The organism is Paenarthrobacter sp. JL.01a (assembly GCF_025452095.1).
In the GTDB taxonomy this organism is placed as follows: Bacteria; Actinomycetota; Actinomycetes; order Actinomycetales; family Micrococcaceae; genus Arthrobacter.
Genome location: NZ_CP104877.1, coordinates 3694640 through 3719740 on the forward strand (window position 1 = coordinate 3694640; position 25101 = coordinate 3719740).

Annotated in this window: 28 protein-coding genes; 13 read left to right on the forward strand and 15 right to left on the reverse strand. The window is 62.9% G+C overall.

All coding sequences use genetic code 11. The features are described 5' to 3' along the window. Window positions 1-29 precede the first annotated feature (29 nt). From N5P29_RS17475 to N5P29_RS17500, 6 genes are all read left to right on the forward strand, one after another. Entirely contained in the window at window positions 30-308 is a 279-nt protein-coding gene (locus N5P29_RS17475; protein ID WP_262276067.1) for a hypothetical protein, read from the forward strand. A 297-nt stretch (window positions 309-605) separates the two neighbouring features. Further along, window positions 606-2582, forward strand: coding sequence for an APC family permease (locus N5P29_RS17480; RefSeq protein WP_262276068.1), 1977 nt, complete (start codon window positions 606-608; stop codon window positions 2580-2582). A 97-nt stretch (window positions 2583-2679) separates the two neighbouring features. Beyond that, entirely contained in the window at window positions 2680-3510 is an 831-nt protein-coding gene (locus N5P29_RS17485) for an oxidoreductase (protein WP_262276069.1), read from the forward strand. Between the two features lie 180 nt (window positions 3511-3690). Next, a complete protein-coding gene (locus tag N5P29_RS17490) occupies window positions 3691-3861 on the forward strand; it encodes a hypothetical protein (protein WP_186313584.1) in 171 nt (56 codons plus the stop codon). A gap of 257 nt (window positions 3862-4118) precedes the next feature. After that, window positions 4119-5249: a glycosyltransferase family 2 protein gene (locus N5P29_RS17495; RefSeq protein WP_262276070.1), complete on the forward strand. Its 1131-nt coding sequence runs from the start codon at window positions 4119-4121 to the stop codon at window positions 5247-5249. A gap of 7 nt (window positions 5250-5256) precedes the next feature. Beyond that, window positions 5257-5448 (forward strand): hypothetical protein, encoded by a 192-nt coding sequence (locus tag N5P29_RS17500; RefSeq protein WP_262276071.1) that lies wholly within the window; start codon window positions 5257-5259, stop codon window positions 5446-5448. Here N5P29_RS17500 and N5P29_RS17505 read toward each other — a convergent pair. Further along, window positions 5445-6773: a hypothetical protein gene (locus N5P29_RS17505; protein WP_262276072.1), complete on the reverse strand. Its 1329-nt coding sequence runs from the start codon at window positions 6771-6773 to the stop codon at window positions 5445-5447. The genes N5P29_RS17500 and N5P29_RS17505 overlap by 4 nt on opposite strands. A 282-nt stretch (window positions 6774-7055) precedes the next feature. On the opposite strand from N5P29_RS17505, the gene N5P29_RS17510 reads away from it, so the two are divergent. Beyond that, window positions 7056-7532, forward strand: coding sequence for an NUDIX hydrolase (locus N5P29_RS17510; protein WP_262278611.1), 477 nt, complete (start codon window positions 7056-7058; stop codon window positions 7530-7532). Here N5P29_RS17510 and N5P29_RS17515 read toward each other — a convergent pair. The 3 genes from N5P29_RS17515 to N5P29_RS17525 are packed head-to-tail and all read right to left on the reverse strand — an operon-like array spanning window position 7529 to window position 8960. Then, window positions 7529-8308: an alpha/beta fold hydrolase gene (locus N5P29_RS17515; protein WP_262276073.1), complete on the reverse strand. Its 780-nt coding sequence runs from the start codon at window positions 8306-8308 to the stop codon at window positions 7529-7531. The two genes, N5P29_RS17510 and N5P29_RS17515, sit on opposite strands and share 4 nt — an antisense overlap. Before the next feature lie 26 nt (window positions 8309-8334). Continuing rightward, on the reverse strand, window positions 8335-8526 hold the full coding sequence (locus tag N5P29_RS17520; RefSeq protein ID WP_262276074.1) for a helix-turn-helix transcriptional regulator: 192 nt from the start codon (window positions 8524-8526) through the stop codon (window positions 8335-8337). Then, the gene (locus N5P29_RS17525) at window positions 8523-8960 is read right to left on the reverse strand and encodes a hypothetical protein (protein WP_262276075.1); all 438 of its coding nucleotides are present in this window, start codon (window positions 8958-8960) and stop codon (window positions 8523-8525) included. Before N5P29_RS17525 ends, N5P29_RS17520 begins: the two co-directional genes overlap by 4 nt. Window positions 8961-9036: 76 nt before the next feature. Here N5P29_RS17525 and N5P29_RS17530 point away from each other — a divergent pair, with 76 nt between their 5' ends. Both N5P29_RS17530 and N5P29_RS17535 read left to right on the forward strand, forming a co-directional pair. After that, entirely contained in the window at window positions 9037-9609 is a 573-nt protein-coding gene (locus tag N5P29_RS17530) for an MOSC domain-containing protein (RefSeq protein WP_262276076.1), read from the forward strand. 292 nt (window positions 9610-9901) lie between these two features. Next, window positions 9902-10519 carry a hypothetical protein gene (locus N5P29_RS17535; RefSeq protein ID WP_262276077.1) on the forward strand — a complete coding sequence of 206 codons (618 nt, stop codon included), beginning with the start codon at window positions 9902-9904 and terminating at the stop codon, window positions 10517-10519. 8 nt (window positions 10520-10527) lie between these two features. Here N5P29_RS17535 and N5P29_RS17540 read toward each other — a convergent pair whose 3' ends face one another. The 11 genes from N5P29_RS17540 to N5P29_RS17590 form a co-directional block, all read right to left on the reverse strand. Further along, window positions 10528-12495: an ABC transporter ATP-binding protein gene (locus N5P29_RS17540; RefSeq protein ID WP_315973363.1), complete on the reverse strand. Its 1968-nt coding sequence runs from the start codon at window positions 12493-12495 to the stop codon at window positions 10528-10530. After that, on the reverse strand, window positions 12492-14228 hold the full coding sequence (locus N5P29_RS17545; RefSeq protein WP_262276078.1) for an ABC transporter ATP-binding protein: 1737 nt from the start codon (window positions 14226-14228) through the stop codon (window positions 12492-12494). Before N5P29_RS17545 ends, N5P29_RS17540 begins: the two co-directional genes overlap by 4 nt. Window positions 14229-14375: 147 nt before the next feature. Continuing rightward, on the reverse strand, window positions 14376-15905 hold the full coding sequence (locus N5P29_RS17550; RefSeq protein WP_262276079.1) for a CYTH and CHAD domain-containing protein: 1530 nt from the start codon (window positions 15903-15905) through the stop codon (window positions 14376-14378). A gap of 90 nt (window positions 15906-15995) precedes the next feature. Further along, window positions 15996-16481, reverse strand: coding sequence for an SRPBCC family protein (locus N5P29_RS17555; RefSeq protein WP_262276080.1), 486 nt, complete (start codon window positions 16479-16481; stop codon window positions 15996-15998). Window positions 16482-16597: 116 nt separating this feature from the next. Further along, window positions 16598-16948: a hypothetical protein gene (locus tag N5P29_RS17560; protein WP_262276081.1), complete on the reverse strand. Its 351-nt coding sequence runs from the start codon at window positions 16946-16948 to the stop codon at window positions 16598-16600. Between the two features lie 126 nt (window positions 16949-17074). Continuing rightward, the gene (locus N5P29_RS17565; RefSeq protein ID WP_262276082.1) at window positions 17075-17410 is read right to left on the reverse strand and encodes a PRC-barrel domain-containing protein; all 336 of its coding nucleotides are present in this window, start codon (window positions 17408-17410) and stop codon (window positions 17075-17077) included. After that, window positions 17400-17819, reverse strand: coding sequence for a hypothetical protein (locus tag N5P29_RS17570; RefSeq protein WP_262276083.1), 420 nt, complete (start codon window positions 17817-17819; stop codon window positions 17400-17402). The genes N5P29_RS17565 and N5P29_RS17570 overlap by 11 nt, the downstream gene beginning before the upstream one ends. Further along, entirely contained in the window at window positions 17816-19045 is a 1230-nt protein-coding gene (locus tag N5P29_RS17575; protein WP_262276084.1) for an NRAMP family divalent metal transporter, read from the reverse strand. The genes N5P29_RS17570 and N5P29_RS17575 overlap by 4 nt, the downstream gene beginning before the upstream one ends. After that, window positions 19042-19386 (reverse strand): hypothetical protein, encoded by a 345-nt coding sequence (locus N5P29_RS17580; RefSeq protein ID WP_262276085.1) that lies wholly within the window; start codon window positions 19384-19386, stop codon window positions 19042-19044. Before N5P29_RS17580 ends, N5P29_RS17575 begins: the two co-directional genes overlap by 4 nt. A gap of 438 nt (window positions 19387-19824) precedes the next feature. Further along, window positions 19825-19998, reverse strand: a complete 174-nt coding sequence (locus N5P29_RS17585) for a hypothetical protein (protein WP_262276086.1) — start codon at window positions 19996-19998, stop codon at window positions 19825-19827. Window positions 19999-20645: 647 nt separating this feature from the next. After that, window positions 20646-21380 (reverse strand): NUDIX hydrolase, encoded by a 735-nt coding sequence (locus tag N5P29_RS17590; RefSeq protein WP_262276087.1) that lies wholly within the window; start codon window positions 21378-21380, stop codon window positions 20646-20648. A 107-nt stretch (window positions 21381-21487) separates the two neighbouring features. Between N5P29_RS17590 and N5P29_RS17595 the strand changes: the two genes are divergently transcribed. The 4 genes from N5P29_RS17595 to N5P29_RS17610 all read left to right on the forward strand — a co-directional run bounded on the left by N5P29_RS17595 (window position 21488) and on the right by N5P29_RS17610 (window position 24993). Then, window positions 21488-22504 (forward strand): SPFH domain-containing protein, encoded by a 1017-nt coding sequence (locus tag N5P29_RS17595; protein ID WP_262276088.1) that lies wholly within the window; start codon window positions 21488-21490, stop codon window positions 22502-22504. Window positions 22505-22513: 9 nt separating this feature from the next. Further along, window positions 22514-23416, forward strand: a complete 903-nt coding sequence (locus N5P29_RS17600) for a diacylglycerol kinase catalytic domain-containing protein (RefSeq protein WP_262276089.1) — start codon at window positions 22514-22516, stop codon at window positions 23414-23416. Window positions 23417-23637: 221 nt separating this feature from the next. Further along, on the forward strand, window positions 23638-23790 hold the full coding sequence (locus N5P29_RS17605) for a hypothetical protein (RefSeq protein WP_262276090.1): 153 nt from the start codon (window positions 23638-23640) through the stop codon (window positions 23788-23790). Between the two features lie 114 nt (window positions 23791-23904). Then, window positions 23905-24993, forward strand: a complete 1089-nt coding sequence (locus tag N5P29_RS17610; RefSeq protein ID WP_262276091.1) for a type I restriction endonuclease — start codon at window positions 23905-23907, stop codon at window positions 24991-24993. Window positions 24994-25101 lie beyond the last annotated feature (108 nt).

Below are 25101 nucleotides of genomic sequence, written 5' to 3' on the forward strand. Positions count from 1 at the left end.
GATCAATTGGATGCAGCGAGGAGGACACCGTGACCGAGAAAGATACGGAACGCACCACCGCAAGCGAGGACACCTTGAATCCGATCACCCACCCCTTCGACCAGACCAATGGTTTGGCCGACGACCTTGAGGGCGATTCGGACGGCACGGCCGAGAGCGACACCCGTAGCGAGGCCGAGCGCTCGGACGAGGACGAGTCAGGTGCCGGAGTCTTCCAAGGAGACACGTCGGAGGACGCCACCGGACCGGACGGCCGGCGCGGGCCGGGTGCCATACCACCGCTGGGTGGTTCGCTCGGCCAGCACTGACAAGCCCAGGCCAGCACTGACAACAAGGGCCGCCCGGGACGCGCTGTCCCGGGCGGCCTTTTTCATGTGGCAGCCCTCCAGCGCTCTCTCACGTTCCAGCCCTTTCCCGTCGACCCTCTATCACCACGTGAGAGAGGGTCGGCCGGAAGCGGGTGTTATGTGAGAGAGGGTCGACGGACCTCCAGTTTCCCTGCCGCGTTAAGGACTCATCAAGAATCCTCCCGGTCCGGTACCAAGCATCCTTAGCGGTGCTATGTTCAGCTCAGATCGAATGAGCGTAGGGCTGGGAGGAAACCCATGACCACGTTAAGCAGGCCCCCGGCAGACCCGTCAGCGCAGGGGCCCAAGGGCTGGACATCGTTCCGGATCTGGCTCCTGTTCGGCCTGCAGGACAACAAAGGGCGACACCCCGGGCCAGGCGGCGTCAGCGCGGCCCATGAAAAGAAGCACCACTGGTGGCAGGTCATGTGCCTGACGGGCGTGGACTACTTCTCCACATTGGGTTACCAGCCGGCCATAGCCGCGCTTGCTGCCGGGGTGATCTCGCCGTTGGCCACCATCGTCCTTGTTGCCGTGACCCTGCTCGGTGCACTGCCTGTGTACCGGAGGGTAGCCGGCGAGAGCCCCCGGGGCGAGGGTTCCATTGCCATGCTGGAGCGGCTGCTCCCCCGCTGGGGCGGCAAGCTCCTGGTCCTGGTGCTCCTGGGCTTCGCAGCCACGGATTTCATGATCACCATGACCCTGTCCGCTGCCGACGCCACAGCCCACCTCATCCAAAACCCGGTCATGCCCGGCTGGTTGCAAGGCCAGAACGTGCTGGTGACCTTGTTCCTCTTGGCTCTCCTGGCGGCGGTGTTCCTGCGCGGGTTCAAGGAAGCGATCGGTGTCGCCGTTGTCCTGGTGGTCCTCTACCTCGGGCTGAACGTGGTGGTCGTCGCCACCACGGTGGTGGAAGTGCTCACCCATCCCACCGCGGTGGGGAATTGGTGGCAGCTGCTGTGGACCTCTCACGGCAACCCGATCATGGCCATAGCGATCGCGTGCATAGTTTTCCCCAAGCTCGCGCTGGGCCTGTCCGGCTTCGAAACCGGCGTTGCCGTGATGCCGCAGGTCCAAGGCGATCCGGAAGACACCGAGGCCAAGCCCACGGGCCGCATCCGGGGTACGCGGCGGATGCTGACCACAGCGGCCTTGATCATGAGTTCCTTCCTCATCACGTCCAGCTTCACCACGGTGGTCCTGATCCCCGAACACGAGTTCGAAACGGGTGGCCAGGCAAACGGCCGCGCCCTGGCCTACCTGGCCCACGAGTACTTGGGCCTCGGCTTCGGGACCGTGTACGACGTCAGCACAATCGCCATCCTGTGGTTCGCCGGGGCCTCCGCCATGGCCGGCCTGCTCAACCTCGTCCCGCGCTACCTCCCCCGCTACGGCATGGCCCCCGACTGGGCCAAGGCAGTCAGGCCACTGGTTCTCGTTTTCACGCTGGTTGGGTTCTTCATCACCGTGGTCTTCAACGCCGACGTCGACGCCCAGGGCGGTGCGTACGCCACCGGCGTCCTGGTGCTCATGACGTCAGCTGCCGTGGCCGTCACGCTGTCCAGCCGCCGTCGTCGTCAACGCAAGCGCACTATCGCGTTCGGTGCGATAGCGACGGTCTTCGTTTACACCACAGTGGCGAACGTCGTCGAGCGCCCGGAAGGCATCCGGATCGCGGCAGTCTTCATCGCGGGAATCATCGGCATTTCCCTGCTGTCCCGGGTGCGGAGGTCCTTTGAGTTGCACGCCACGCATGTCCACATGGACCGCAACGCCCTCGAGTTCATCCTCGACGACGACTCCGGTCCCATCCGACTCATCGCCCATGAACCCCGCAGGCTCACGGTCGAGGCGTACCGGGAGAAGCTGGTCTCGGCCATCGAGGTCAGCCACCTCCCCCTCAACTATCACGGCATGTTCCTGGAAGTGGTGCTGGACGACACGTCCGATTTCGAGACAGAGCTCTACGTCAAGGGCATCGAACGCCACGGCTACCGGATCCTGGAGGTCCACGGTCCCGTGGTGGCGAACACCATTGCCTCCGTGCTGCTCCATATCCGCGATGTCACAGGCCTGATGCCCCACATCTATTTCCGCTGGACCGAAGGCAACCCGATCACCAACCTGCTGCGTTTCCTGTTCCTGGGCGAGGGCGAGATCGCCCCTGTCACCCGTGAAGTCCTGCGGGAAGCAGAACCGGACGTGAGCCGGCGGCCGTGGGTCCATGTGGGTTGATCTTCACAGTGGCCCTGTCAGTACCTGTTAACTCAGGCACTCCCTCAGCCGTGGGGAGTAGCGTTCAGTTTGATAGGTCAACCATGAAAGGAACCACATGACTACCTGGCTCATCACTGGCTGCTCCACGGGACTTGGCCGCGCACTGGCCCAAGCGGTCCTCGCGAAAGGCGATAACGCCGTCGTCACCGCCCGCAACACCGATTCCCTGCAGGACCTCGCCACGGAATTCCCGACGACGGCACTCGCCGTAGCGCTCGATGTCACCAACCAGTCCCAGGTGGACGCGGCTGTGAAGCAGGCGGAGGAACGTTTCGGCGGCGTCGACGTCCTGGTCAACAACGCCGGCTACGGTTACCGCGCTGCCGTTGAAGAGGGCGACGACGCCGATGTCCGCGCCCTGTTCGACACCAACGTTTTCGGTCCCGTCGCCATGATCAAGGCCGTCCTGCCCGGCATGCGTTCCCGCCGTTCCGGTGCGATCGTGAACATCTCCTCCATCGGGGCCCGGATTTGCCCTCCCGGTTCGGGCTACTACTCGGCCACAAAGGCTGCGCTGGAAGGCATTTCGGGCTCCCTCCAGAAGGAACTGGCACCCCTGGGGATCACCGTGACCGCCGTGGAACCCGGTGGTTTCCGGACCGACTTCGCAGGCCGTTCCCTGACGCAGTCCGCCGCAGCCATCGACGACTACGCCGAAACCGCGGGCAAGCGCCGCAAGGAAAACGACACCGTACACGGCACCCAACCCGGCGACCCGGACAAGGCCGCACAAGTGATCATCAGTGCCGTCGAGGCTGACGAAACACCGGGATTCCTGCTGCTCGGAGCCGACGCCGTTTATGCCTACAACGCCGTGGAGGAAGCCATGCGGGCCGAGGTTGAGCGGTGGCGCGAGCGCAGTGCCGCCACCGGTTACACGGAGTAATGAGGAACGTGTAATCGGTCACACTTGTGCCGTTTGGCTTGTTTTTCGGGGTGGGCAGCATGAACCATGAATGAGGGAATCCGTTCCCATACAAGCTGAATCAGCAATCCTCACCGACGAGGATGCGGCCCCGGGCGAAGAGGCTTGGGGCTGTCAACAGCCTGAGTGAAAGTACTGACAATGACGACACATACTGACTCCATCACGCTGAAAATCTGGGACAAGTCGGCCATCGACCACACCATCGATGCCGCCATCCAGTCCCTCTCCCACCGCGCTGCCGCTGAAAACTGCGGAATCGCCGTGACCCTCAGCGGACCGAAAACCTTCACGGTTGCCCTGAGCCGCTAAGCAGCTCGAAACAAACGCAAGAGGACGACGCCGGGACCTCCCGACGTCGTCCTCTTGCGTTTAAGCGCGAGTTCGCGGGAAGCGAGCGAAACCACCTGCAAGTTACCCCCGTTCCCGCACCGCTCCCACGAACTCGAGTGCCGATAAGTCCTGAGGAAACCTTGAGTTTTCCTTGACGGTTTGCCTGCCCCTTTCTTGCGTTCGCGTTGGAACTCTAAATGAGACAACGCAATCAACGCAGGAACGGAGGGGTCCCCATGCTCACCGACAACAAAGTCCACACGGATGCGCCGGACCCGGCCGTGGCACCGCGCGGATCCCACCGAGCCGCCGGCGGGGTAGTCACCGTGCTGGTCCCGGCCCACAACGAGTCCGCCGGCATCACCGAAACCCTCGTTTCCCTGAACAACCAGACCCATAGGCCTGACCGCGTGATCGTGGTGGCCGACAACTGCACGGACGACACCGAAGAACTCGCTTTGGCGCAGGGCGCAGAGGTCATCCGCACCGTGGGGAACAAGGACAAGAAGGCCGGGGCACTGAACTTCGCCCTCAGCCGGCTCCTACCCGATGCCGATCCCGAAGACCTGATCCTGGTCCAGGATGCCGACTCACAGCTGGCCTTGGATTTCATTGAGAACGCCACTGCAAACCTCCTGAGGGACGAGCTGCTCGGCGCAGTGGGCGGGGTCTTCCGGGGAGGTCCCGGTGGCGGTTTCGTCGGCCATCTCCAGCGCAATGAATACGCCCGCTACGCCCGCGATGTGAAGCGCTTGCACGGCAAGTGCCTGGTGGTGACCGGCACGGCTGCGCTATTCCGCGTCAAGACCCTTCGCGACGTCGCCGCCGCCCGCCTCAAAGGCACCCTCCCACCCGGTAACGGCAACGGCGGCATCTACGACACGTCCGTCCTTACCGAGGACAACGAACTCTCCTTCGCCCTGCTGACACTGGGCTACCGCATAGCTTCTCCGGCCAACTGCACTTTGGTCACGGAGGTCATGCCCACGTGGCGCGAATTGTGGGCACAACGGCTCCGGTGGAAGCGGGGCGCGGTGGAGAACTGCGTGCAATACGGGTGGACCAAAGTGACCAGGCCCTACTGGGGCCGCCAGTTCCTTTCCATGATCGGCGTCGTAGTGACGCTGGCCTACTTTGGTTCCATCCTCTTCGCGCTTATTTCAGGAATGGGCCTGAACCTTCAGCCCTTCTGGATTGCAGTCACCGGCATCTTCATCCTCGAACGCGTCGTCACCGTGCGGTTCCGGGGCTGGAGGTACATGCTGCTGGCCGCAACCATGTACGAAACCGTTATCGATGTCTTCCTCCAGGCTGTCCATGCCAAGGCGTACCTGGATGCAGCATTCAACCGTAAGAAAGTTTGGTAGGTCCCCGATGTACAACAACCCTGTAAACCCCATTGCCGGAGCAGCTGCGGGCGGGATGGGATCCGGCACCCTGGCAATGACAGGAGCCGGCGATCTGTTCTGGCTCGCTTTGGCCGCTTTTGCCATGCTGGCACTGGGCTTGGCGATCAAGAGGATCGTTCCCGTCCGGGCAGAGAAGAGCCTGCCTTCCGCCTCCTAAGGGACCACCGCAGTGCTGGCCGAGAACTTGGACGCCGTGGTGTAGCCGGCTTTGGTTCCCGTGACCCGGACGCTCATGGTGTCCGCTTGGTCAGCAGCCACGAGCTTGTAATTCTTGGACGTTGCCCCGGCAATAGGGGCGCCGGAGCGGTACCACTGGTACGCCAACGAGGTCCCGGAAGTCCACGTTCCCGGGTTGGCGGTCAACGTCGAACCCACGGTGAGCGTGCCGGTGATGGTGGGGGTGGGGGCCACCAAGGTTCCTGCCACCACCGCCGCCGTCGGGGCGGACTCCTTCGTCGCCGAGGCATAGCCGGTCAGGCTTCCGGTCACACGAACGGTCAGGCTGGCACCTTGGTCGGCGGCGGCCAGGACACGGGTGGGACCCGTGGCCCCGGCAATCGCAGTGCCGTTCTTGAACCACTGATACGCCAGAGTGGTCCCGGCTGGCCATGCACCCGGCACAGCCGTCAGCGTCGATCCCACCGCGGCTGTGCCCGTGATGTTGGGAACCGGCCCGGTGAGTTGGTTGGCCGGTACGAAGGAAAAGTCCCTGATGGTGACTGATTCCGGCGCAACATGTGCCGCATCTCCGCCTCCACCGCCGGTAACCCACAGGTTGAAGTGGATCTGCTCCTTGGCGGGCGTGGGAACGGTGGAGCCCTCCAGGACGGTCCTCTTCAGAAGAGGTCCGTTGTAGCCTTCCCCTGCAAACGTCTCGAAGGTGATCCTGCCTGGCTCCCAGACCATCCGGTGGGTCAGGATCGGCGCATTGGTGACGTCGAAATTGACGGTGTTGTTGCCCTGCCCGGGAGGCAAGGTGGCGTCGAACCAGTACCCGTGTCCCTGGGTGACCGGCCAGCTTTCGCCGTATGCGGCACCGCCGCCCCACGCCGAGGCCTCACACAGGTCGATCTCGGTGTATCCGGGCGTGGCGTTGGGATCGTAGGTGAACAGGCAGCCCCACACCACCTCTTTTTGAAGCGCACTGACGTCCTTTTCCACAGTGGTGCTGTACGTGCCGTAGCCGAAACCTTCACGCGTGGATTGGAATTCCGCGCCCACCGGAGCCGACCCGCTGGGATTGCTGATGGACAGTTTCACATAGCCATTTGCGTCCGGATTGCTGACATTGTTGGCATCCCAGCTTGCGTTGTACATGGGCGCTCCGCCCCAGAAACGCTTCTGCCAATTGAATCCCTTCCACGCAAAACTGCCCAAAGGGCCAGGATCATCGGCCATGGGCGTTGTGTCCGCCGCGTTGGATGGACCAATTCCCGCAAACATCGACAAGGTAACCGCAGCAACCACGGCGACCCCCATCATTTTTCTTCCCCCACGTGGAAGGAGCCTCACTGATCTTGCCATAGCTGTTTCCTCCTGCTGATGCGCCCGGAAATGCCGGCGGCTGGTCCCGCCGGCCGCAATACCTTCCACCCCCGAAGAAGGTACAACTCCTCGATTATCAAGGAGCCGCAGCCCTGTCGGAAGTGAAATTGGCACCGGGAATCCCGGAATTAACATCGATTGGATAACGACGGCGTGCGGCGGCGTAGCCTTGAGGTGTTCTTGTGAAATGTGCAAGCAGCATTTGGCCCGGGAGGCACCATCAGTATCCGCAGCGCAGGCATCATCCTTTACCGGCGAAACAGCGCCGAAGAATTGGAGCTCTGGATAGCCCATATGGGAGGGCCTTTTTGGGCCCGGAAGGACCAGCATGCCTGGTCAATTCCCAAAGGTGAATTTTCCGACGACGAAGACGCGCTGGCTGCCGCACGCCGCGAATTCACCGAAGAAATCGGCACTCCTCCCCCACCGGCTGAGTACGTTTTGCTCGGTACATTCCGGCAGCCCTCCGGCAAACTCATCACTGCGTTCGCGGCTGAAGCCAATGATTTTCAGCCCGAGGAGATTGTCAGCAACACCTTTCCCATGGAATGGCCCAAAGGCTCCGGCGCCATCAAGGAATTCCCGGAGATCGACGATGCCAAATGGTTTGGAGAAGCCGTGGCCAGGACCAAGCTCGTCAAAGGGCAACTGCCGATCGTGGATGCCTTGGTCCAGCGCCTCACCGGGGCGGGCTAGCGGCTCCTGCGTTCAATGAACTGCCGGATCCACTCGACAGTCTCCGGATGGTCCAGGTGGAGCCCGTGCCCCGCGCCGGGAACCCTGACCAGCACGGAGCCGGGGATGTGCTCGCGGAGAAGCTGGGCGTTAAGCAAAGGAGTCAGCCTGTCCTCGGTGCCGTGCAGGATCAGCGTAGGAGAGCGGATGGCGCCCAGTTCGCTCCACGCATCGTGCTCGCGGCTGGCCTTGAAGTGACGCGCTTTGGCCCACGCCGAAGCCCGGGAATTGAAGAAGGTGTGGATCGCTTCGGGCTTGCTCCGGGCCCAGCCTGCTTCGAAGAAGAGGGGTTCAAGACGGGTCGCGTCGCCGCTCACCAGGGCCTCCAGCGCAGCCTTATCGGGCATGGTCCCGGCGTCGGGCCACTTCCCGCCGCTGGTTGCAGCCAGAATGAGGGTCCGCACTTTCCGGGGTTCATCGATCGCCAGCCACTGCCCGATGCGCCCACCCATCGAATGCCCGTACACATGTGCTGAATCCGCGTCGGCTGCGTTCAGGACGGTCACGGCATCCTGTGCCAGAAGGCGCGTCCTGTAGCGCTCAGCTTCGCCCTTCCCACTCAGGCCAATCCCCCGGTGATCAAAGCGGATGACGCGGTAAGAGCGGGACAGAAGTTCCGCCGTCGGGCCCCAACCGTCCATGGCTGTCGCCTGTCCGGCGATGAGCAGCATCGGCTCGCCCTGGCCTTCGGCCGTCCAGGCGAGCTGCGCGCCGTCGGCCGCTTCAGCAAAGTTCACCGTGCCACTGTATCCGGGCAGGCGGATCACTCTGCAGTGAAGATGTCCTCGATGGCGCACCCGAAGGTCCGTGCGATGAGGAACGCCAAAGGCAGGGAGGGGTCGAATTTCTCCCGCTCGATGGAGATGACGGTCTGGCGGGACACTCCGAGCGCGGCGGCCAGGTCCGCTTGGGTCCAGTTGCGGCCGGCCCGACGCTCGGCGAGGTTGTTCTTCACTTCAGTGCTCGACGGCGGATGGCCACGTACCGGAGGCCGGCATCCACGACGCTTAGGGCAACAAGTCCTGCAAGTACCGGGAGCGCGTCGATCTGGAAACGGCCGATGGCCAAGACCAGCACAGCAATGATCGTGGCCACCAGAACGTCCAGGAATGTCCCCGCGCCTGCCTCGCGCATCCATTGCAGCTCGACGCTTTGCTCCCCGTGCGCATCCCGGGTGATGGTGTTATTGGAGACGAAGATCCGCACCCCAAGTGAGAGTGCCGGGTACGCGGAACACAACGCACCAATCCCAGCGGCGGGCCAGAGGTCTCCCGGGTTGGTAGCTCCGACCACTCCGGCGACAGCGGCCGTCAGCACTGCCCCCAGCACGACGGCCAGGACGTAGTGTCGGGCCGGTGCCCTACGTGATGTAAAGGAAGCTTTACTCATAATCAAAGTAAAGCACGCTTTACATGACTGGACAATGGGTCCTGCGCTGCGCGCCAACTGGGGCTAGCGTTGAGGGATGACAGCTGAGTACAGGTACGACGTCGACGTGCTGCACCTTTTGGTCTCACCGGGGCACGCCTACTTTGGCCGCGCCCGCGAAGGGGCGGCTGACGTTCCGATCACCGACGCCGAGCAGGCTGAGTTGGTTGCCGGCAAAGGCATTGTCGGGGACAGGTTCTTCGGCAAGGCCGCCCACATGGATGCAGCGGTGACCGTCTTCGCCGTGGAGGCACTCGAAGCCATCGCCGCCGAACTCGGAACCGGACCCTTGGACCCCCTGCTGACCCGCCGGAATGTTGTGCTGCGCGGTGTGGAGCTCGCTCCCCTGCTGGGCCACGAGTTCGCCCTTGAGTCCGGTGGAGATGTGGTGCGCTTGAAGGCCGGGCGCCCAGCCCACCCCTGCGCCTGGATGGACCAGATGCTGGCTCCCGGCGCCCACAAAGCGATGCGCGGGCGGGGTGGTGTCCGCTGCCAGGTCATTTCCGGCGGATGGCTGCACCGTGGGCCAGCCGTTCTGCTCAGCCCGGTGCCTCTGGATCCCGCCAGGGCCGGCGAGGCGAACGTGCTGCGGCCATCGCGGTTGCCCTAGCTCCGGGCCGCGTGCCGCCACGACCCACTTTGATGCCCTGGAAGTCCAAAAACAACTAGAAAAGGTTGGTTTTGGAGCGGCTTGGTCCGAAAGAAGGTCGTGAAGGCACGGCCCAGTATTAATCAGGCTCCTGTCATTCGCCGCGTGGACCGCATAGGGTGATCGGGTGGAGACCGCGAGACGCAGGAAGACAGTAAGCAGCAGGAAAACACTGGGCAGCAGGAAGTCAATATGCAGCAGGCTACAAGCCCTGGCCGGCAGGGCGTTTGCTGGAATTTTCAAAGCGATCAAAGTGGTACGCCCGCACCGGCCAATCCATCCCAAGGGCATCCGGCTGGTTGGCACCCTTGCCCGGGACGAGGGCGCACGACAACCTTCAGGCATTCCCTGGCTGGATGCCTCAGGAAGCACGCAAGTTGATGCCCGGATCTCCCGGTCCATCGGGTTACCGGACGCCCTCCCGGACATCATTGGCCTCGCAGTGCGCTTCACGGAGCAGGGCAAACGTTCGGACATGTTGCTGGCCACCACCGGGCTGGGCCGTTTCATCCTGAGGCTCCGGCGGGATGCTGCGGGCGCTGTCTTCTCCAGCATGATGCCCTACAAGTCGAATAAGGGCCCAGTCCTCATCGCCGCCAGGACCATTGGAGGACCGCAGAAGCTGCCCATGGACCCGGGCGCCTTCAACTCACTCCTGAGAGAAAAGCCATGGACGCTGGAACTCCATCACGCAAGCCCGCTTGGGGCGTGGACAAGGTTTGGAACCTTGACGCTCAGGGTCGCCGATCACGCCGAAGACACCGTTGAACGGTTCGACCCGGTCCTGAATCCGCTGCCCACGGCCGGGACCTACGACTGGACCAGGCGGCTGCGGGAACCTTCCTACGCAACCGCCCGGCGTCGAGAGTAAATCCCGCCTCAGACCTCCGCCACCGGTGCCGCGAACTGGGCTTCGTACAACCGCGAGTAGGCCCCGCCGGCTGCAAGCAGCTCCGAATGGGTCCCCTGCTCCACGATCTGCCCGGCCTCCATCACCAGGATGAGGTCGGCGTCGCGGATGGTGGAGAGCCTGTGGGCAATCACAAAGCTGGTCCGGTCCGAGCGCAGGGCGTTCATGGCCTTCTGCACCAACACCTCGGTCCGGGTATCGACGGAGCTTGTGGCCTCATCCAGGATCAACACCGATGGCCGGGACAGGAATGCCCGGGCAATGGTCAGCAGCTGCTTTTCGCCGGCCGACACGTTGCTGCCCTCGTCGTCGAGGACGGTATCGTAGCCCTCCGGAAGCGAACGGACGAAGCGGTCCACGTAAGTCGCTTGGGCCGCCTCCACGATGGCAGATTCGGGAGCATCAGGCCGGCCATAGGCGATGTTGTCGCGGATGGTCCCACCGAACAGCCACGTGTCCTGGAGGACCATGCCCATCCGCGAGCGCAGTTCCTGCCGGGACATGGTGGCGATGTCCACGCCGTCCAAGGTGATCCGGCCGCCGTCGAGCTCGTAGAACCGCATCATGAGGTTCACCAGCGTCGTCTTGCCCGCACCGGTGGGCCCAACAATGGCGATGCTCTGCCCGGGCTCGGCCACCAAACTGAGATCCGTAATCAGCGGCTTGTCCGGGGAGTAGCTGAAGGAGACGTTCTCGAACACGAGACGGCCTCGACCAGGCCCCGTGTCAGAGGCAGGAGGTTCAGCCGACTCTTCCTCCTCATCGAGCAGATCGAACACACGCTCGGCCGAGGCGACACCGGATTGCAGCATGTTCGCCATGGATCCGAGCTGCGCCAGGGGCATGGTGAACTGCCGGGAGTACTGGATGAAGGCCTGCACATCGCCCAGCTGCATGGCCCCGGAAGCCACCTGCAGGCCGCCAACCACGGCAATCCCCACGTAGACGAGGTTCCCGATGAACGTCATGGCCGGCATGATCAGACCGCTGACGAACTGCGCACCGAAACTAGCCTGGTAGAGCTCGGCGTTCTTGGCCCGGAACTTCTCCTGCACCTCGTTCTGCCGTCCGAAGACCTTCACCAAGGCGTGCCCGGTGTAGGTTTCCTCGATCTGCCCGTTGAGCTCTCCTGTGTTCTTCCACTGCGCCACGAAGAGCTTCTGCGAACGCTTGGCGATCAGCATGGTGATACCCAGCGTCAGCGGGATGGTGACCAGGGCGATCAGCGCCAACAGCGGCGAGAGGATGAACATCATCACCAGCACGCCCAGCACCGTCAGCAGGGATGACACCACCTGGCTGATGGATTGTTGGAGGCTTTGCGAGATGTTGTCGACGTCGTTGGTTACCCGGCTGAGCAGCTCACCGCGCTGGATGGAATCGAAGTAGCGCAGCGGCAAGCGGTGGATTTTCGCTTCGATGCGCTGGCGGAGGCGGTACACGGTCCGCTGCACGACGCCGTTAAGCACGTAGGCCTGCATCCAACCGAACGCTGAGGCCAGGACATACAATGCCAGCGCCCACAGCAGTATGGAAGACAGCGCACCAAAGTCGATTCCGACGCCGGGTGTCAGTGTCATGGCGCCCAGCATGTCCGCTTTGCTGTTCTCCCCTGACGCGCGAAGCCCGGCAACGATCTGTTCTTTGGAGACCCCTGCAGGCAGCTGCTTGGACACGATGCCGGCAAAGATGAGGTTGGTCCCCTCGCCGAGGAGCCGCGGACCGATCACGGACAGCGCAACGCTTGCCACGGCCAACACCAGAACCAGGGTCAACCAGAGTCGTTCCGGCTGCAAGGTTCCCAGGAGCCGACGGGCAGAGCCCTTGAAGTTGGAGGCTTTCTCGGCAGGAATGTTCATCCCGGCGAACGGCCCTCCCCTGCCCGGACCCATTGCCGGGCGCTGGGGACCACGCGGTCCGGCTGATACAGCGCTCATGCTGCCTCCTCCGCTGCCAGCTGGGACGACACGATTTCCCTGTACGTTTCGGATGTCTCCAGCAACTCTTCGTGCGTTCCCTGCCCAACGATCCTGCCGTCGTCGAGCACCAGGATCCGGTCCGCGTCGGCGATGCTGGACACGCGCTGGGCGATGATCACCAAGGTGGCGCCGTTCGTGTGCCGTTTGAGCGCTTGCCGCAGCCGGGCATCGGTGGCGGTGTCCAGCGAGGAGAAGGAATCGTCGAAGATGTAGAGCTCAGGCTGCTTCACCAGCGCCCGGGCTATCGCGAGCCGCTGCCGCTGCCCACCCGAGACGTTGGTGCCGCCTTGCGAGATGGCCGCATCCAGCCCGCCCTCCATCCCGCGGACAAAATCATCCGCCTGGGCCACACGCAGCGCCTGCCACAGTTCCTCTTCTGTGGCGTCCGGTTTGCCGTATTGAAGGTTGGTGCGGATAGTGCCGGAGAACAAATACGGCCGTTGCGGCACGAGGCCAATATGCCCCCACAACAAATCCGGGTGGAGGTCACGGACATCCACTCCGTCCATTCGGACCGAGCCCGTGGTGGCGTCGAACAGCCGTGGCATGAGATTGACCAGCGTGGTTTTGCCGGCACCCGTGCTGCCGATGATCGCCGTGGTTTGGCCGGCCGACGCCGTGAACGAGACTCCGCTCAGCACGGGCCGTTCGGCACCCGGGTAGGCGAATCCGACGTCGCGCATTTCAAGCTCCCCGCGGCGGCGGCCCGTGAGGGAAACAGGGTTCGACGGCGGCCGGACACTGGAGTCGGTCTCCAGCACCTCGCCGATGCGGTCGGCCGAGACGGAGGCGCGCGGGATCATGACTGCCATAAAGGTTGCCATCATGACAGACATGAGGATCTGCATGAGGTAGCTCAGGAACGCAATCAGGGTTCCTACTTGCATGGATCCGTCCTCGATCCGGAACGAGCCGAACCAGATCACCGCCACACTGGATACGTTCATCACCAACATGACCACAGGGAACATGAGCGCCATCAACCGGCCGGCCCGCAGCGCAACGTCAGTGACGTCGTCGTTTGCCCTGCCAAAGCGGGAGACTTCCATGTCCTCGCGCACGAACGCCCGCACCACCCGGATGCCGGTGAGCTGCTCGCGCAGGACGCGGTTGACGGCGTCGATCCGGACCTGCATTTTGCGGAACAGCGGCACCATACGCGAGACGATCAGGCCCACCGCAACCAGCAGCACCGGCACGCACACAGCGATCAGCCACGACAACTGGCCGTCCTGGCGCACCGCCATGATCACGCCGCCGATACTGAGCATCGGCGCCGTGACCATCAGCGTGCACGACATCAGCACCAGCTGCTGGACCTGCTGGACATCGTTGGTGGAGCGCGTAATCAGCGACGGCGCGCCGAATCTGGTGATTTCCTGTTCCGAGAATTCGCCCACCCTGCTAAAGATCGCGTCACGGACGTCGCGCCCCATTCCCATGGCAGCCTTCGCGCCGAAGTACACCGCAACCACGGCACAGGAAATCTGCAGAAGCGTGATCAGCAGCATCAAGCCGCCCATCCGCAGGATGTAATCCGTGTCGCCAGCGGCAACGCCGTTATCAATGATGTCGGCGTTCAGGGTTGGCAGGTACAGGGATGCGATCGACTGCGCCAGTTGAAAAACGACGACGGCGACCAGCAGCCGCTGATGCGGCCGCAGGAAGCGAACCAGTACCTTCCAGAGCATGCTGTCTCCGAGCCTCGATGTGAACCGAAGGCCAGTTTACGTCTGGTTGCTGTGGGCAACTAGAGGGAATCAGGGCTATGTGGACACAGCCTGATCTCGCCTGTCAGCGGGGTCTGCAGCGCGCCGGGAACCACGCCGGCTGGCAACCTACTTCTTGAGCCGCAGCTTCAACACTTTGGCGCTCTTCTTCAGGTACTTGCGCTGCGCAGCATCCGAAACTGTGCCTTCCACGGCATAAAGCACCCCGTAGGTGAACGCCGCGTTCCCCGCAGCGGCTGCCGAGCCAAGATCCAGCAACTCGCGGCGCGCCATCACGCTGTCCTGGCGGGTCCCAAGGATCGACTGCACGCTGTGCGCAGCCTTGCCAAGCTTCGCAGCGCGTTTGCCGTGGACGCTTTCCGCGGCAGCAGCGGCGAAACGCAGCTTTTTGGCGGATTTCCGAACGCTGTGGAAGGCTTCGTCGCGTGAATGCCCGACGGCGGCCGCCACCGCCGCGTCGTGGCGTTTGCGGAGTCGTCCAGCTGCTTTGTTGACGAGCTTCGCGGTGGCTTTCCCTGCGGGCTTTCTTGCCTTTTCCGTGAGGGGTGGCGCCTCGATTAAGGCTTCGAGGTCGTCCAGGAGGCGGAAGTAATGGGGGCTGGTCAGGCGTGCCTGGATGGCGGCCTTCGCAGTGTAAGCCCTGACCTTCATGCGTTCATCGAGCTCATCATGGAGTGGGCCCAGGACAAGATCCTCAGGGAGATCATCAAGGGAGGTGCGGAGGTGTTGGTGCAATACTTCCGTGTCACGGTAGCGGCCCAGGGTTTCCGCCAGGGACTTCAACCCCTGCTCAAGTTCAGCAACGGGCTCGGGCTCAAACAGCTCCCGGTAACTGTGCAGCACGGAGCGGATCCTGCGCGTGTAGGCCCGCATTTGATGAACGGAATCGTCCCGGTGCAATCTGACGTGGGCATCCTGGAGGAGCAGGCCGGCCAGCTGCGCACGCAGATAGCTCAGCACTGGAACGGATGCCTCGGTCTTGGCGGCCTTCTTGTCCTTCTCCTCCTCGACCTTCCCGGTCACAGGCCATTGCCCACCCAGAGCCGTGGCCAGCTTGGACGACCGCTTGCTGGGAGTCGCGCCGGCCTCGGAAAGTTGCCGGGTCAAGTCGGCCAGCAGAGAATCACCTGTGCCGTCGGAGGCCGCCAGTTCCACCTCCCACTCCCGCCACTGCAGCTCGCGGGCCTCCCCCACGGTGACGTTGGCGCGGACATGGTCATCCACGAAGTCAGCCACACGTTCTCCGTGACCTCCGTACAAGGCGTAGCTCGTGCGCTCTGTGCGCAGGGTTGCCACGACCGAGACCGCGTGGGCCCTCGTATACGCGAGCACCCGGTCCATGAGCTCCGCAGGCACGATGTCCTCGCTGCCTAACGGAGCATGGATTTCCGTCCGTTTGCCCGGGCCAAGCGGAAGTTTCAGGTGCCAGCCGGCATCATGCCCTCCAGTACGGCGCCGCAGGGTGATCCCGTGCTTGGCAAGGGCGAGCTGCCTCGTGTCGAAGTAGGTGGCTTCCAGAGCATGCCTGACCGGTTCGCCGACTTTTCCCACGCCGTCGATGGTCTCCAGCGTCGGAAGCGGAGTGGACTCCACGGCGTCGAATTTCTGCTCTGCTTCCACGCTGCTGGACGTTGGCATTGCCCTCATAACTCCCTCGTTGCGACTTGCTCCAAGTATGCCGCGAGGGCCGGCCCGTTGAAATGGCCGACCCTCGCTTGGGGCTGAAACTTACAGACGCGCTCCGCCTGTGTCATCCACATCGCCGCCGGACACCGTTCCGCGCCAGGCGCCGGTTTCATGTCCTTGGGCTTCAATGAATTTCTTGAACTTGTCCAGGTCGGCACCCACCCGTAGCTCGTCCACGCCGAGAGCCGATCCCGCCTTTTCGGCAAGGCCTTCCGGCTCCCAGTCGATGGCCACGTTAACGCGGGTCCGCTCGTCCTCCAGTGGCACGAAGCTCACCGTTCCGGAGTTGCGCGGCCCGTCAACACTGGCCCAGCTCACCAACGCGTCGGGGACCTGTTCAATGATCTGGGCGTTGTACTCCCGTTTCACACCTCCCACGTTGGTGGAAAAATGCAGTGCCGTGTCGTCGATCTGCTCCACAGCCTCCACGCCATTCATGAAGTGGGGGAAGGATTCGAACTGCGTCCATTGGTTGTAGGCCACAGATACGGGCACGTCTACGTCAATTGACTTGTTAACCGTTGCCATGGGTTTTGCTCCTTCGATCTAGTCTCTGTTTCCAGATTCGGGATTTCCGGCGGCGCACCAGCCGGCTGGCTGCTTAACCAGTGGCGCGCCAGTCTAAGCGCGCCAGCCAAAGCTATTTAGCCGGCGTCAAAGTTTTCTTCGTCATCGTCGTTGGGCGACTCTTCCTGCGGGAGGTCGTTACCACTGCCGTCCGGCAGTTCATCAGCGTCTGCCGGCTGCGACGACTGCTCCGCGTGGGACTGTTCATCGATCCCGCCAAAGCGGCCCGCGCCTGGCTCTCCTGAGCTGTCCGAGTCTTCGGGATCCAAGTGGCTGAGGTTCGGCGCGCCGGTTCCCTCTCCCAGCGCGGCTTCATCGATGTCTTCCTCGACGCGCGGCTGGGCCTGGCCTCCGCCTGATTCCTGCTCTGCGGTAGGAGTGCCGTAGCCCCCTACTTCCTCTTCCGGTGTGGCGCCCTGCTCGTCCATGTGGAGTGTCCTTTCCGATGCGGCGAACGTGTTAATGGAACACTTCGAACCTATAAGGATGCTTAGTGGCATGTCCATGCCTTTGACGAAATTATCAGTAAACTTAGCATTTGGTCACCATTTGGTTTATGGTGCCAGCCGCGCGTCGTAGGCAGTGAAGTCCGGCCGCAGCCCCACCTCCTGCGGCCCCATCACGGCGATGTCCTCCCACAGCACCAGGAACGAACCCCTGTGCCACCACCGGAACAGCTGAGCCAACGGCCATGGCTGGGTGAGGCCCTGCCGCTCGTAGCCAAGGAAGGATGCCGCCGTTCGCGGGCTCACCACAATGCCCGCGAGCCTGGCAGGACTCAAGAGCTGGCCGCCTGCAGTATCCAGCACGAACCGGAAGTCCGAAACTTCACCCAGACGCTCCCCAGCCGCATCCACAACGTCAGTGGCCAGCAGATCATTAAGGTTCATGCCGGCCTCCAGGAATCCGGGCGATCACATGCGTCCGCAGCCAACGTTCCACCCACGAAGCATCCATCGAATCCGCGCGCACGCCCAGCGTCAGCACCGTGTCCACGTCGGCCACTACACTCCAAGGGACCCGGATCAGACGGCTCGACGGCGGCCTGCCGCCAAAGATGCGCGTCCCCAGCACCGGCCCCGTGAGCAGGGCCGAGATCTGCGGCGCCGACGTTCCCTCGGGGATTGCTTCGCCAGGTTCCAGGCCACTCAACTCGATGTCGTCAACAGTGGTGACGGGGACGCCGTCGACATCCAGCACCTGCCTGTCCAGCAAGTGCAGCTGGGCATCGAGCACCAGCCCCGCCAGCTGGGGCGCGGCGTGTATTTCCTGCGGCTGGACGCGCTTGTTCTTGCTCATGCTCCGGCTCCTGTGACAATCATCAATGGAATGGCGGCCAAGGATGCCAGCAGGATGATGAACAGGTAGATCACCCCTGCGATGTTCACCGCCCGGCTGTTGACGTGCTTGCCCATGTACTGCGGATCGTTGGCCACGATGAGTATCGGCAGGTAGGTCAATGGAAGGGCTATTGCCGAAAAGACGACTGAGTATTCGGTGACCAGGATGGGGTCGACGCCCGTCGCCAGCACCGCGACGCCGGCCAACAGCACCACGATCATGGACACGTGGAAACGGGCGGCCTGGGCGGGACTACGGAACTTGCCCCAGGACCAGCCGAAGTACTGCGCCAGGGTATATCCGCTGGAAAGCGTCGTCTCCAAGGCCGCCCCGAACGTTGCCGCCACAATGCCCAGAATCAGCACCGCCAGGGCAAGCTGGCCGCCCGCCTGGGCAACCGGAAGCGCCACCTGCGACAACGACGTGACGCTGATGCCTGCCGGTAGAAGAACGACGGCGGCGCAACCGGCGATCGCTATGGACAGGAACCCTCCCAGCGGGAAACCCAGGAGCACGTTGAGTCGCGACGTCGCCAGGTCCTTGATCTTCCAGCGTTCCTCCACGGCACCTGAGGAGAAGAAAAACACCTCGTAGGGCGTCATTGCGGCACCGAACAATGCAATGGCGTAGTACCAGTAGGTCCCGGCGCTCTCGCTTTCCGGTACCGCCGGGGGCAAAGCTTGTCCGAGCAGCGAACCCCAGTCCGGCTTCAACAGGAACAGAGCCACCGCGAAGACCACCAAGGACAAACCCACGAGCCCCGTGACGTTTTCCATGATTTTGAACTTGACCCGCCAAACCACCAGCCACACGGCCAGCAGGGCAAAAGGAACCCAGAGAATGTAGGCCACTCCACTGGCCAGTTGGAGCGCCAGGGCTATGCCACCGATTTCCGCGGTGACGGTCATGACATTGATAAGGAACGACGCCCCCAGGTTGGCCAATCCGGCCCTGGCACCCAGGCGCTCCCTGATGACCTCGAAGGTGGCCCGGCCGGAGACGGCGGCCACCCTTCCGGACATATTGGCGAAGAGGCAGATACCCACGACACCCACCAGCACCACCCACGACAACGCCATGCCGAACCGCGAGCCCACGACGGCGTTGGTCACCAGGTCCCCGATGTCGACAAAGCCCCCGATCGCAGTCAGGATGCCGAGCGCAACACCGAGGAGCCGTTTCACTGGATGCCGGCCCTGGTCATGAGGTTGTCGAGTTGGTCAGTTGCAACGCGGAGTTCCCCCTGCACAACGGAAAGTTCCGCGCGACCTTGCGCATCATCGGAGACGCCGGACGTCGGGGAGAGCGCATCCCGGGCGTGCAGGAGCGCACGGGAAACGGTGGAAAACGCCGCCAGGGCGTCATTGCGGAGCATGCTTTCTTCCTGCGTTTGGGACGAAAGCCGGTGCACGTGGTCCGTGGCGGATTCGACGTCGCCGAGCATGTCGTCGGCAGTGGTGGACGCGGCGGCCGCCGTCGTACTGTTTTCAATCCTGAGGTCCAGCGCAAGGCTGGCCGCGCGCACGGCGGAGGAGACCTCTTTGGCAGGTCCTTCCAGGGAGTCGGCGGAGGGCTGCTGTCAGCAGCCAGCCAGCAGCGCGGCGAGGATCAGGAGGAACGTCAGGGCCACCGCGCGGAACTGCCGGGCGTTTCTCATGACGGCTTCGGAATCTCGCATCCGCCCTGGGGATTCAATCCGGTGTAATTCAGTGGGCCGGCAACAATATTCAAGGCAATCGTGGCCACCTGCGAGCATTGGGCGGGCGGGGCGCTGTAGTATCCCCTTTGGCCGGCGGCTACTGCCCCGATAATGAGCCAAACAACGACGAATAGCCCGAGGATTGAGCCGATTCTCATTTCTACCCCTAACGCTATGTGACGACGTTCAGCAATTGGAAACAAAGTTTCCTGAAGAAGCACGGCGGCGGACCGGATTTCTCCCGCCCGCCGCCCGCTGATCCGATCAATCCGTTGGATTGGTTTCGGTTGTCAGACCACGGTCGTCCGCGGTCTTTTCATCCTTTTCTTCTGCCGGTCCGGGTGGATTGGCAGATTCGCTGGGACCAGCATCGACGGCGTCATCCTGACTGCCCGACGATGCGTCACCGGCATCCCCCGGACCGCTGGTTTCTGGCACCCCCGGGTCCCTGGGAATGGGATGTCCAGGGGTGGTGGTTCCATCGCGAACCTGGGAAAATCCGGCAACTTCGCTTGGATCAGTTGTCATACGCGAGACCGGCCCCTGCCGACGACCCAACCAATAAGTGCCAGCACGAGCAGGATAATTCCTACCCAGAGCAGGAAACTAAGGGCCTGGTTCAGACCGCCAACAAGAAGCAAGATGATCGCGATTACGCCTGCGATTATGAGGAGTGTGTTCATTGAGCTACGCATCCCTTTCAATAACTGTTTGTCTATTCAGGAAGGCGTCCGCTGGTACCCCACACCATGTGGAGCGCCACCCATGCCAACGGGCACCGGTTGGAGAAATTCATCTCCATATTTCTTACGTACCCCTGTGGAAAAGGATCCAAACGAATCTTTCCCGCGAGCGGTCCGTACATAGCATCATGATAGGCGTGCATCCTCCTTTGGCGTAGTAGTTCGTCAGGAAACTTACTACCGTTTCGCGGAACCTGTCCAGCACCCGCTTCCCGGCGTGTTCCCGCAGGGCTGCGGTTCGACTCGCTTCGCGTGTCGCGCACCCCCTCTTCGAGTTTTCGTACAGATAACGCCCCTAAGAGCGGCTCTTAAGGGCGTTATCTGTACAAAAACTCCGGCGCGTTAGGCGCGGGGGCGCATCAGCGGCGGGTTCAGCACCGCGCGGGTGGGGTGGCCCGCCGTCGGACGCGATTCGGGGGCGAGCCTGAACAGCGTGGCGGGGCGTCCGGCGTCGCCCGTTGTCATGCGGCCGGTGTCCTCCAGGAAGCCGGGCGTCCCGGTCGCTTTTCTGTGGAAATTGCGCGGATCCAGGCGGGTGCCCCAGACGGCTTCGTACACGGCGCGGAGCTGGGCGATGGTGAATTCCTCGCCGCAGAACGCCGCCCCCAAGGGCGAGTATTCGAGCTTCGACTTTGCCCGCTCCAGCGCGTCGTCGAGGATTTTCGCGTGGTCAAAGGCGAGCTCCAACTCCCCGTCGAGAACCTCCCGGACCGGATACCAGGCCGCCTGCTCAGCGTCGCTGCCGGCGGCCAGCACCGGGAAGTCGGGCGCCAGCAGCAGGTGAGCGACAGTGAGCACATCACCACGGGGGTCACGCCCCTTGGGCCCATAGCTCCCCAGCTGCTCGAGGTGCCCGGGCAAGCGCTCGACGCCGGTCTCCTCCGCAAGTTCCCGGCCAGCCGCCTCCAGCAGGTCCTCGCCCGCGAGGACGAAGCCGCCGGGCAGTGCGAGCTTGCCGCGGAACGGCTCAATGAGGCGCGTGATGAGCAGGACGTTCAGCTCGCCTTCGCGCACGGTAAGGGCGACGACGTCGACAGTCACCGGAAAGCGCTCGGGAGCCGGATGGGTTTCTGGCATGAAGCAATCGTAGGGGAATTATCGTCATGTTGACAATAAAGCTCCTAGCTGCTTACAGTTTTGTTATCGTCAAATTGACGACAACTCGATGAGAGAGGCAAAGCATCATGGCAACCATCAAGCGCTATCCCTGGATCAACCACTTCCTCGGCAGCCCCACCGGCTACGTCGTGCACCTGCAGAAGGGTGCCGTCAAGCACCAGGGAGTCGGCCAGGCATTCTTCTTCCGCCCCGCGAACTCCGTGCTCAGCGAAGTTCCAGTGGACGACCAGGAACTGCCCACCCTCTTCCACGCCATCACCCGGGACCACCAGGACGTCAGCGTCCAGGCCAACGTGACCTACCGCTTCATCGACCCCGTTGCGGTCTCCACCCGCCTCGACTTCGGACTTCAGACTTCAGGCAAGGCCCCCGCGACCGGACGCGAGCAGGTGTCCACCATCATCGGCCAGCTGTGCCAGAGCCACGCGATCGACCAGATCGCCACCACCACCCTCGCCGAGGCCCTGGAACGCGGAGTCAGCCAGCTGCGCCTGGTCCTGACCGATGCACTCCGCGCTGACGCAAGGCTTCAGTCCACCGGCATCGAGATCCTCGGCGTACAGGTCCTCGCCGTGCGACCGGAAGCCGATGTGGAACGTGCCCTGCAAACCCCCGTCCGCGAGCAGCTCCAGGCCGAAGCGGACCGGGCCGTGTACGAACGGCGGGCAGTCGCCGTCGAACGTGAACGGACCATCTCCGAGAACGAAATGGCGAGCCAGATCGAACTGGCCGTCCGCCGTGAGAACCTGGTGGCGCAGGAAGGCGCTAACGCCCGCCGCGCTGCCGAGGAGAAGGCAGCTGCCGGGCTGATCGAAGCGCAAGGATCCGCTGAACGGCAGGGAATCGGCGCCGCCGCGGAAGCCAACAAGATCCGCCTGGTGGGCGAAGCGGCAGCCGCCCGCGAAGCCGCCACCATGGAGGTCTACCGCGGCATGGACCAAACCACCCTCCTCGCCTTGGCCCTCAAGGACGCAGCCGGAAGCCTGCCGAACATCGGGAACCTGACCATCACCCCGGACCTGCTCAGCGGAGCACTCGCCGGGCTGTTCAAGGAAACCGCCACCGCCGAAACCACCAAGTAAGGTCGCACCATGGCAACACCGCGCATCGTCATCGTCCACCGGCGCACCGAGCTCCAGGAACTGTTGGACCGGCACGCCACCCGGGGCCAGGCGGAGTTCTTCCTCCGCACCCGCGGCCGAAGCATCCAGGACGTGCAGGACCGCCACGATCGCCTCACTGACGCTCTCGCGGCAGTGCGGTCGTCAGTCCCTGCTGACTGGCGACAGGCCGAAGTGGAACGCGCGGACCTCAGCCGCTTCCTGCTGACGGACGAAGACATCATCGCAGTCGTTGGCCAGGACGGGTTGGTGGCGAACGTCGCCAAGTATCTGAAGGGCCAGCCTGTGATCGGCATCGATCCGGAGCCCGGAGCGAACCCCGGCGTGCTGGTGCGTCACACCCCCGCCGCGGCTGCAGCCCTTCTGGCTTCCGCCGACGCTGGACGGCTGCGCTGCCAAGACCTCACCACCGTGACAGCAACGCTCGACGACGGTCAACAGCTTTCGGCGCTGAACGAGGTTTTCGTCGGGCACGCCTCGCACCAGTCGGCCAAGTACACCCTGACCGCACCGAGTTTCACCCAAGCCGGCGGACAGACCGAGCGGCAGTCGTCGTCGGGCCTTATCGTTTCCACGGGGACGGGCGCCACCGGGTGGTGCGCTTCCATTGCCCTCGAACGCGGCGGGCGGACGCTGCCCGCACCCACCGATCCCCGGCTGGCATGGTTTGTCCGCGAGGCATGGCCGTCACCGGTCACGGGCGCTGCGCTGACCGAAGGTGCGCTGGAAGCAGGCGAAACCCTGCGGATCACCGTGGCATCGGACCAGCTGGTGGTGTTCGGCGATGGCATGGAGGAGGACCGGCTGACGGCTTCGTGGGGGCAGGAGATCACGGTGCAGCTGGGGCAGCGGCCGCTTCGGTTGGTTGTTTGATAGGCCATGTTGGCGCGGATCTTTGTGCGGCCAGCAATACACACATCCGGCAAATGAGGTAGCATCACAAGTGCAACGGGCAGTAGCCCTGCGAAGTGGGTCTGGCAGTCTTCCGGATGGTATGACGAGCCGGACCTGCGGTATTTAAGGAGCGCAGTGGATGATCTCTTCCACGAGCGGCATGGCCGTCACCGGTCACGGGCGCTGCACTGACCGAAGGTGTGCTGGAAGCAGGCGAAACGCTGCGGATCACCGTGGCATCGGACCAGCTGGTGGTGTTCGGCGATCGCACGGGGGAGGACCGGCTGACGGCTTCGTGGGGGCAGGAGATCACTGTGCAGCTGGGACTGAGGCCGCTGGTGCGGGTTGTTTAGGTTTTGGGCACGCCTCGAAAATTGGGCGAATAGGCACAAGCGCCTTACTGCGCAGGGACACAAAGCTCCGTTATGGTGGGCACACCTGTCCAAATTAAGACCAATGGGGGTCACATGGAATTTGCAGAACGGTTGGCCGCGCTGGCCGCCAAAGTCCGCCAGCAGCGCGGCGTAATTGAGACAGAAGAGGCGACGAAGAATGCGTTCGTCATGCCGTTCATCTCGTCCATTCTCGGCTATGACGTGTTCAATCCGCTTGAGGTTGTTCCTGAATTCACAGCGGACGTTGGGATCAAGAAGGGCGAAAAGATTGATTACGCCATTGTGAAGGATGGTGAAATCCAGATCCTCATCGAGTGCAAGAAGTCGGTCGAGCCGGTGAAGATCGAGCACGCCTCCCAGCTCTTCCGCTATTTCGCCGTGACCAACGCCCGAATCGCCATTCTCACCAACGGTGAAATTTATCAGTTCTTCACGGACCTCGATGCCCCTAACCGCATGGACGCGAAGCCCTTCCTTGTGCTGGATCTGAACGATATCGACGAAACCCTGCTGCCGGAACTCCAGAAGCTCTCGAAGGACGTCTTCGATCTGGACTCCATCATCAGCTCAGCCGGCGAACTGAAATACATCGGTGAACTCAAAAGGACGTTGGCAGCACAGTTCCGCGAGCCAGAAGACGAGTGGGTAAAGTTCCTGACATCCCGCGTTTATACGGGTCCATATACGCAGCGCGTGCGCGAGCAATTTACGTCGCTGGTATCGAAAGCGACAAAACAGTTCCTCAACGACCAAGTCAACGAGAGGCTCAAGAAGGCCCTTGGCGCTCAGGCATTTACACCCGTCGATGAAGTGTCAACAGCAGCCGTCTCAAGCAGGCCTGTAGCCGAAGCGGATCTGGCAGAAGCTGATGCCATTGAAACGACGCTTGAGGAAATCGAGGGTTACCAGATCGTTCGCGCAATCGTCTGCAGTGAAGTGAAACCTGCGCGCGTCGTTCAACGAGACGCGAAGTCATACTTCGCAGTGCTCCTCGACGATAACAATCGGAAGCCGATTGCACGGCTGCACTTCAACCGAACGCAAAAGTACATAGGACTCTTCAATGAAAGCAAAGAAGAGACCCGGGTCCCGATCAGCTCGTTGGAAGAGATCTACGAGCACACGGAGGCGTTGCGGGCCAGCGTGAAGAGCTACCTCTAACCTCGCAGGCGGGAGGCAATCCTCGCCTCCCGCCCTCGTCGAAAAGAATTAATCCATTCAGTGTAGAGTTGGCGACTGGCCAATGAACATCCCCGCCGCGCAATCCCC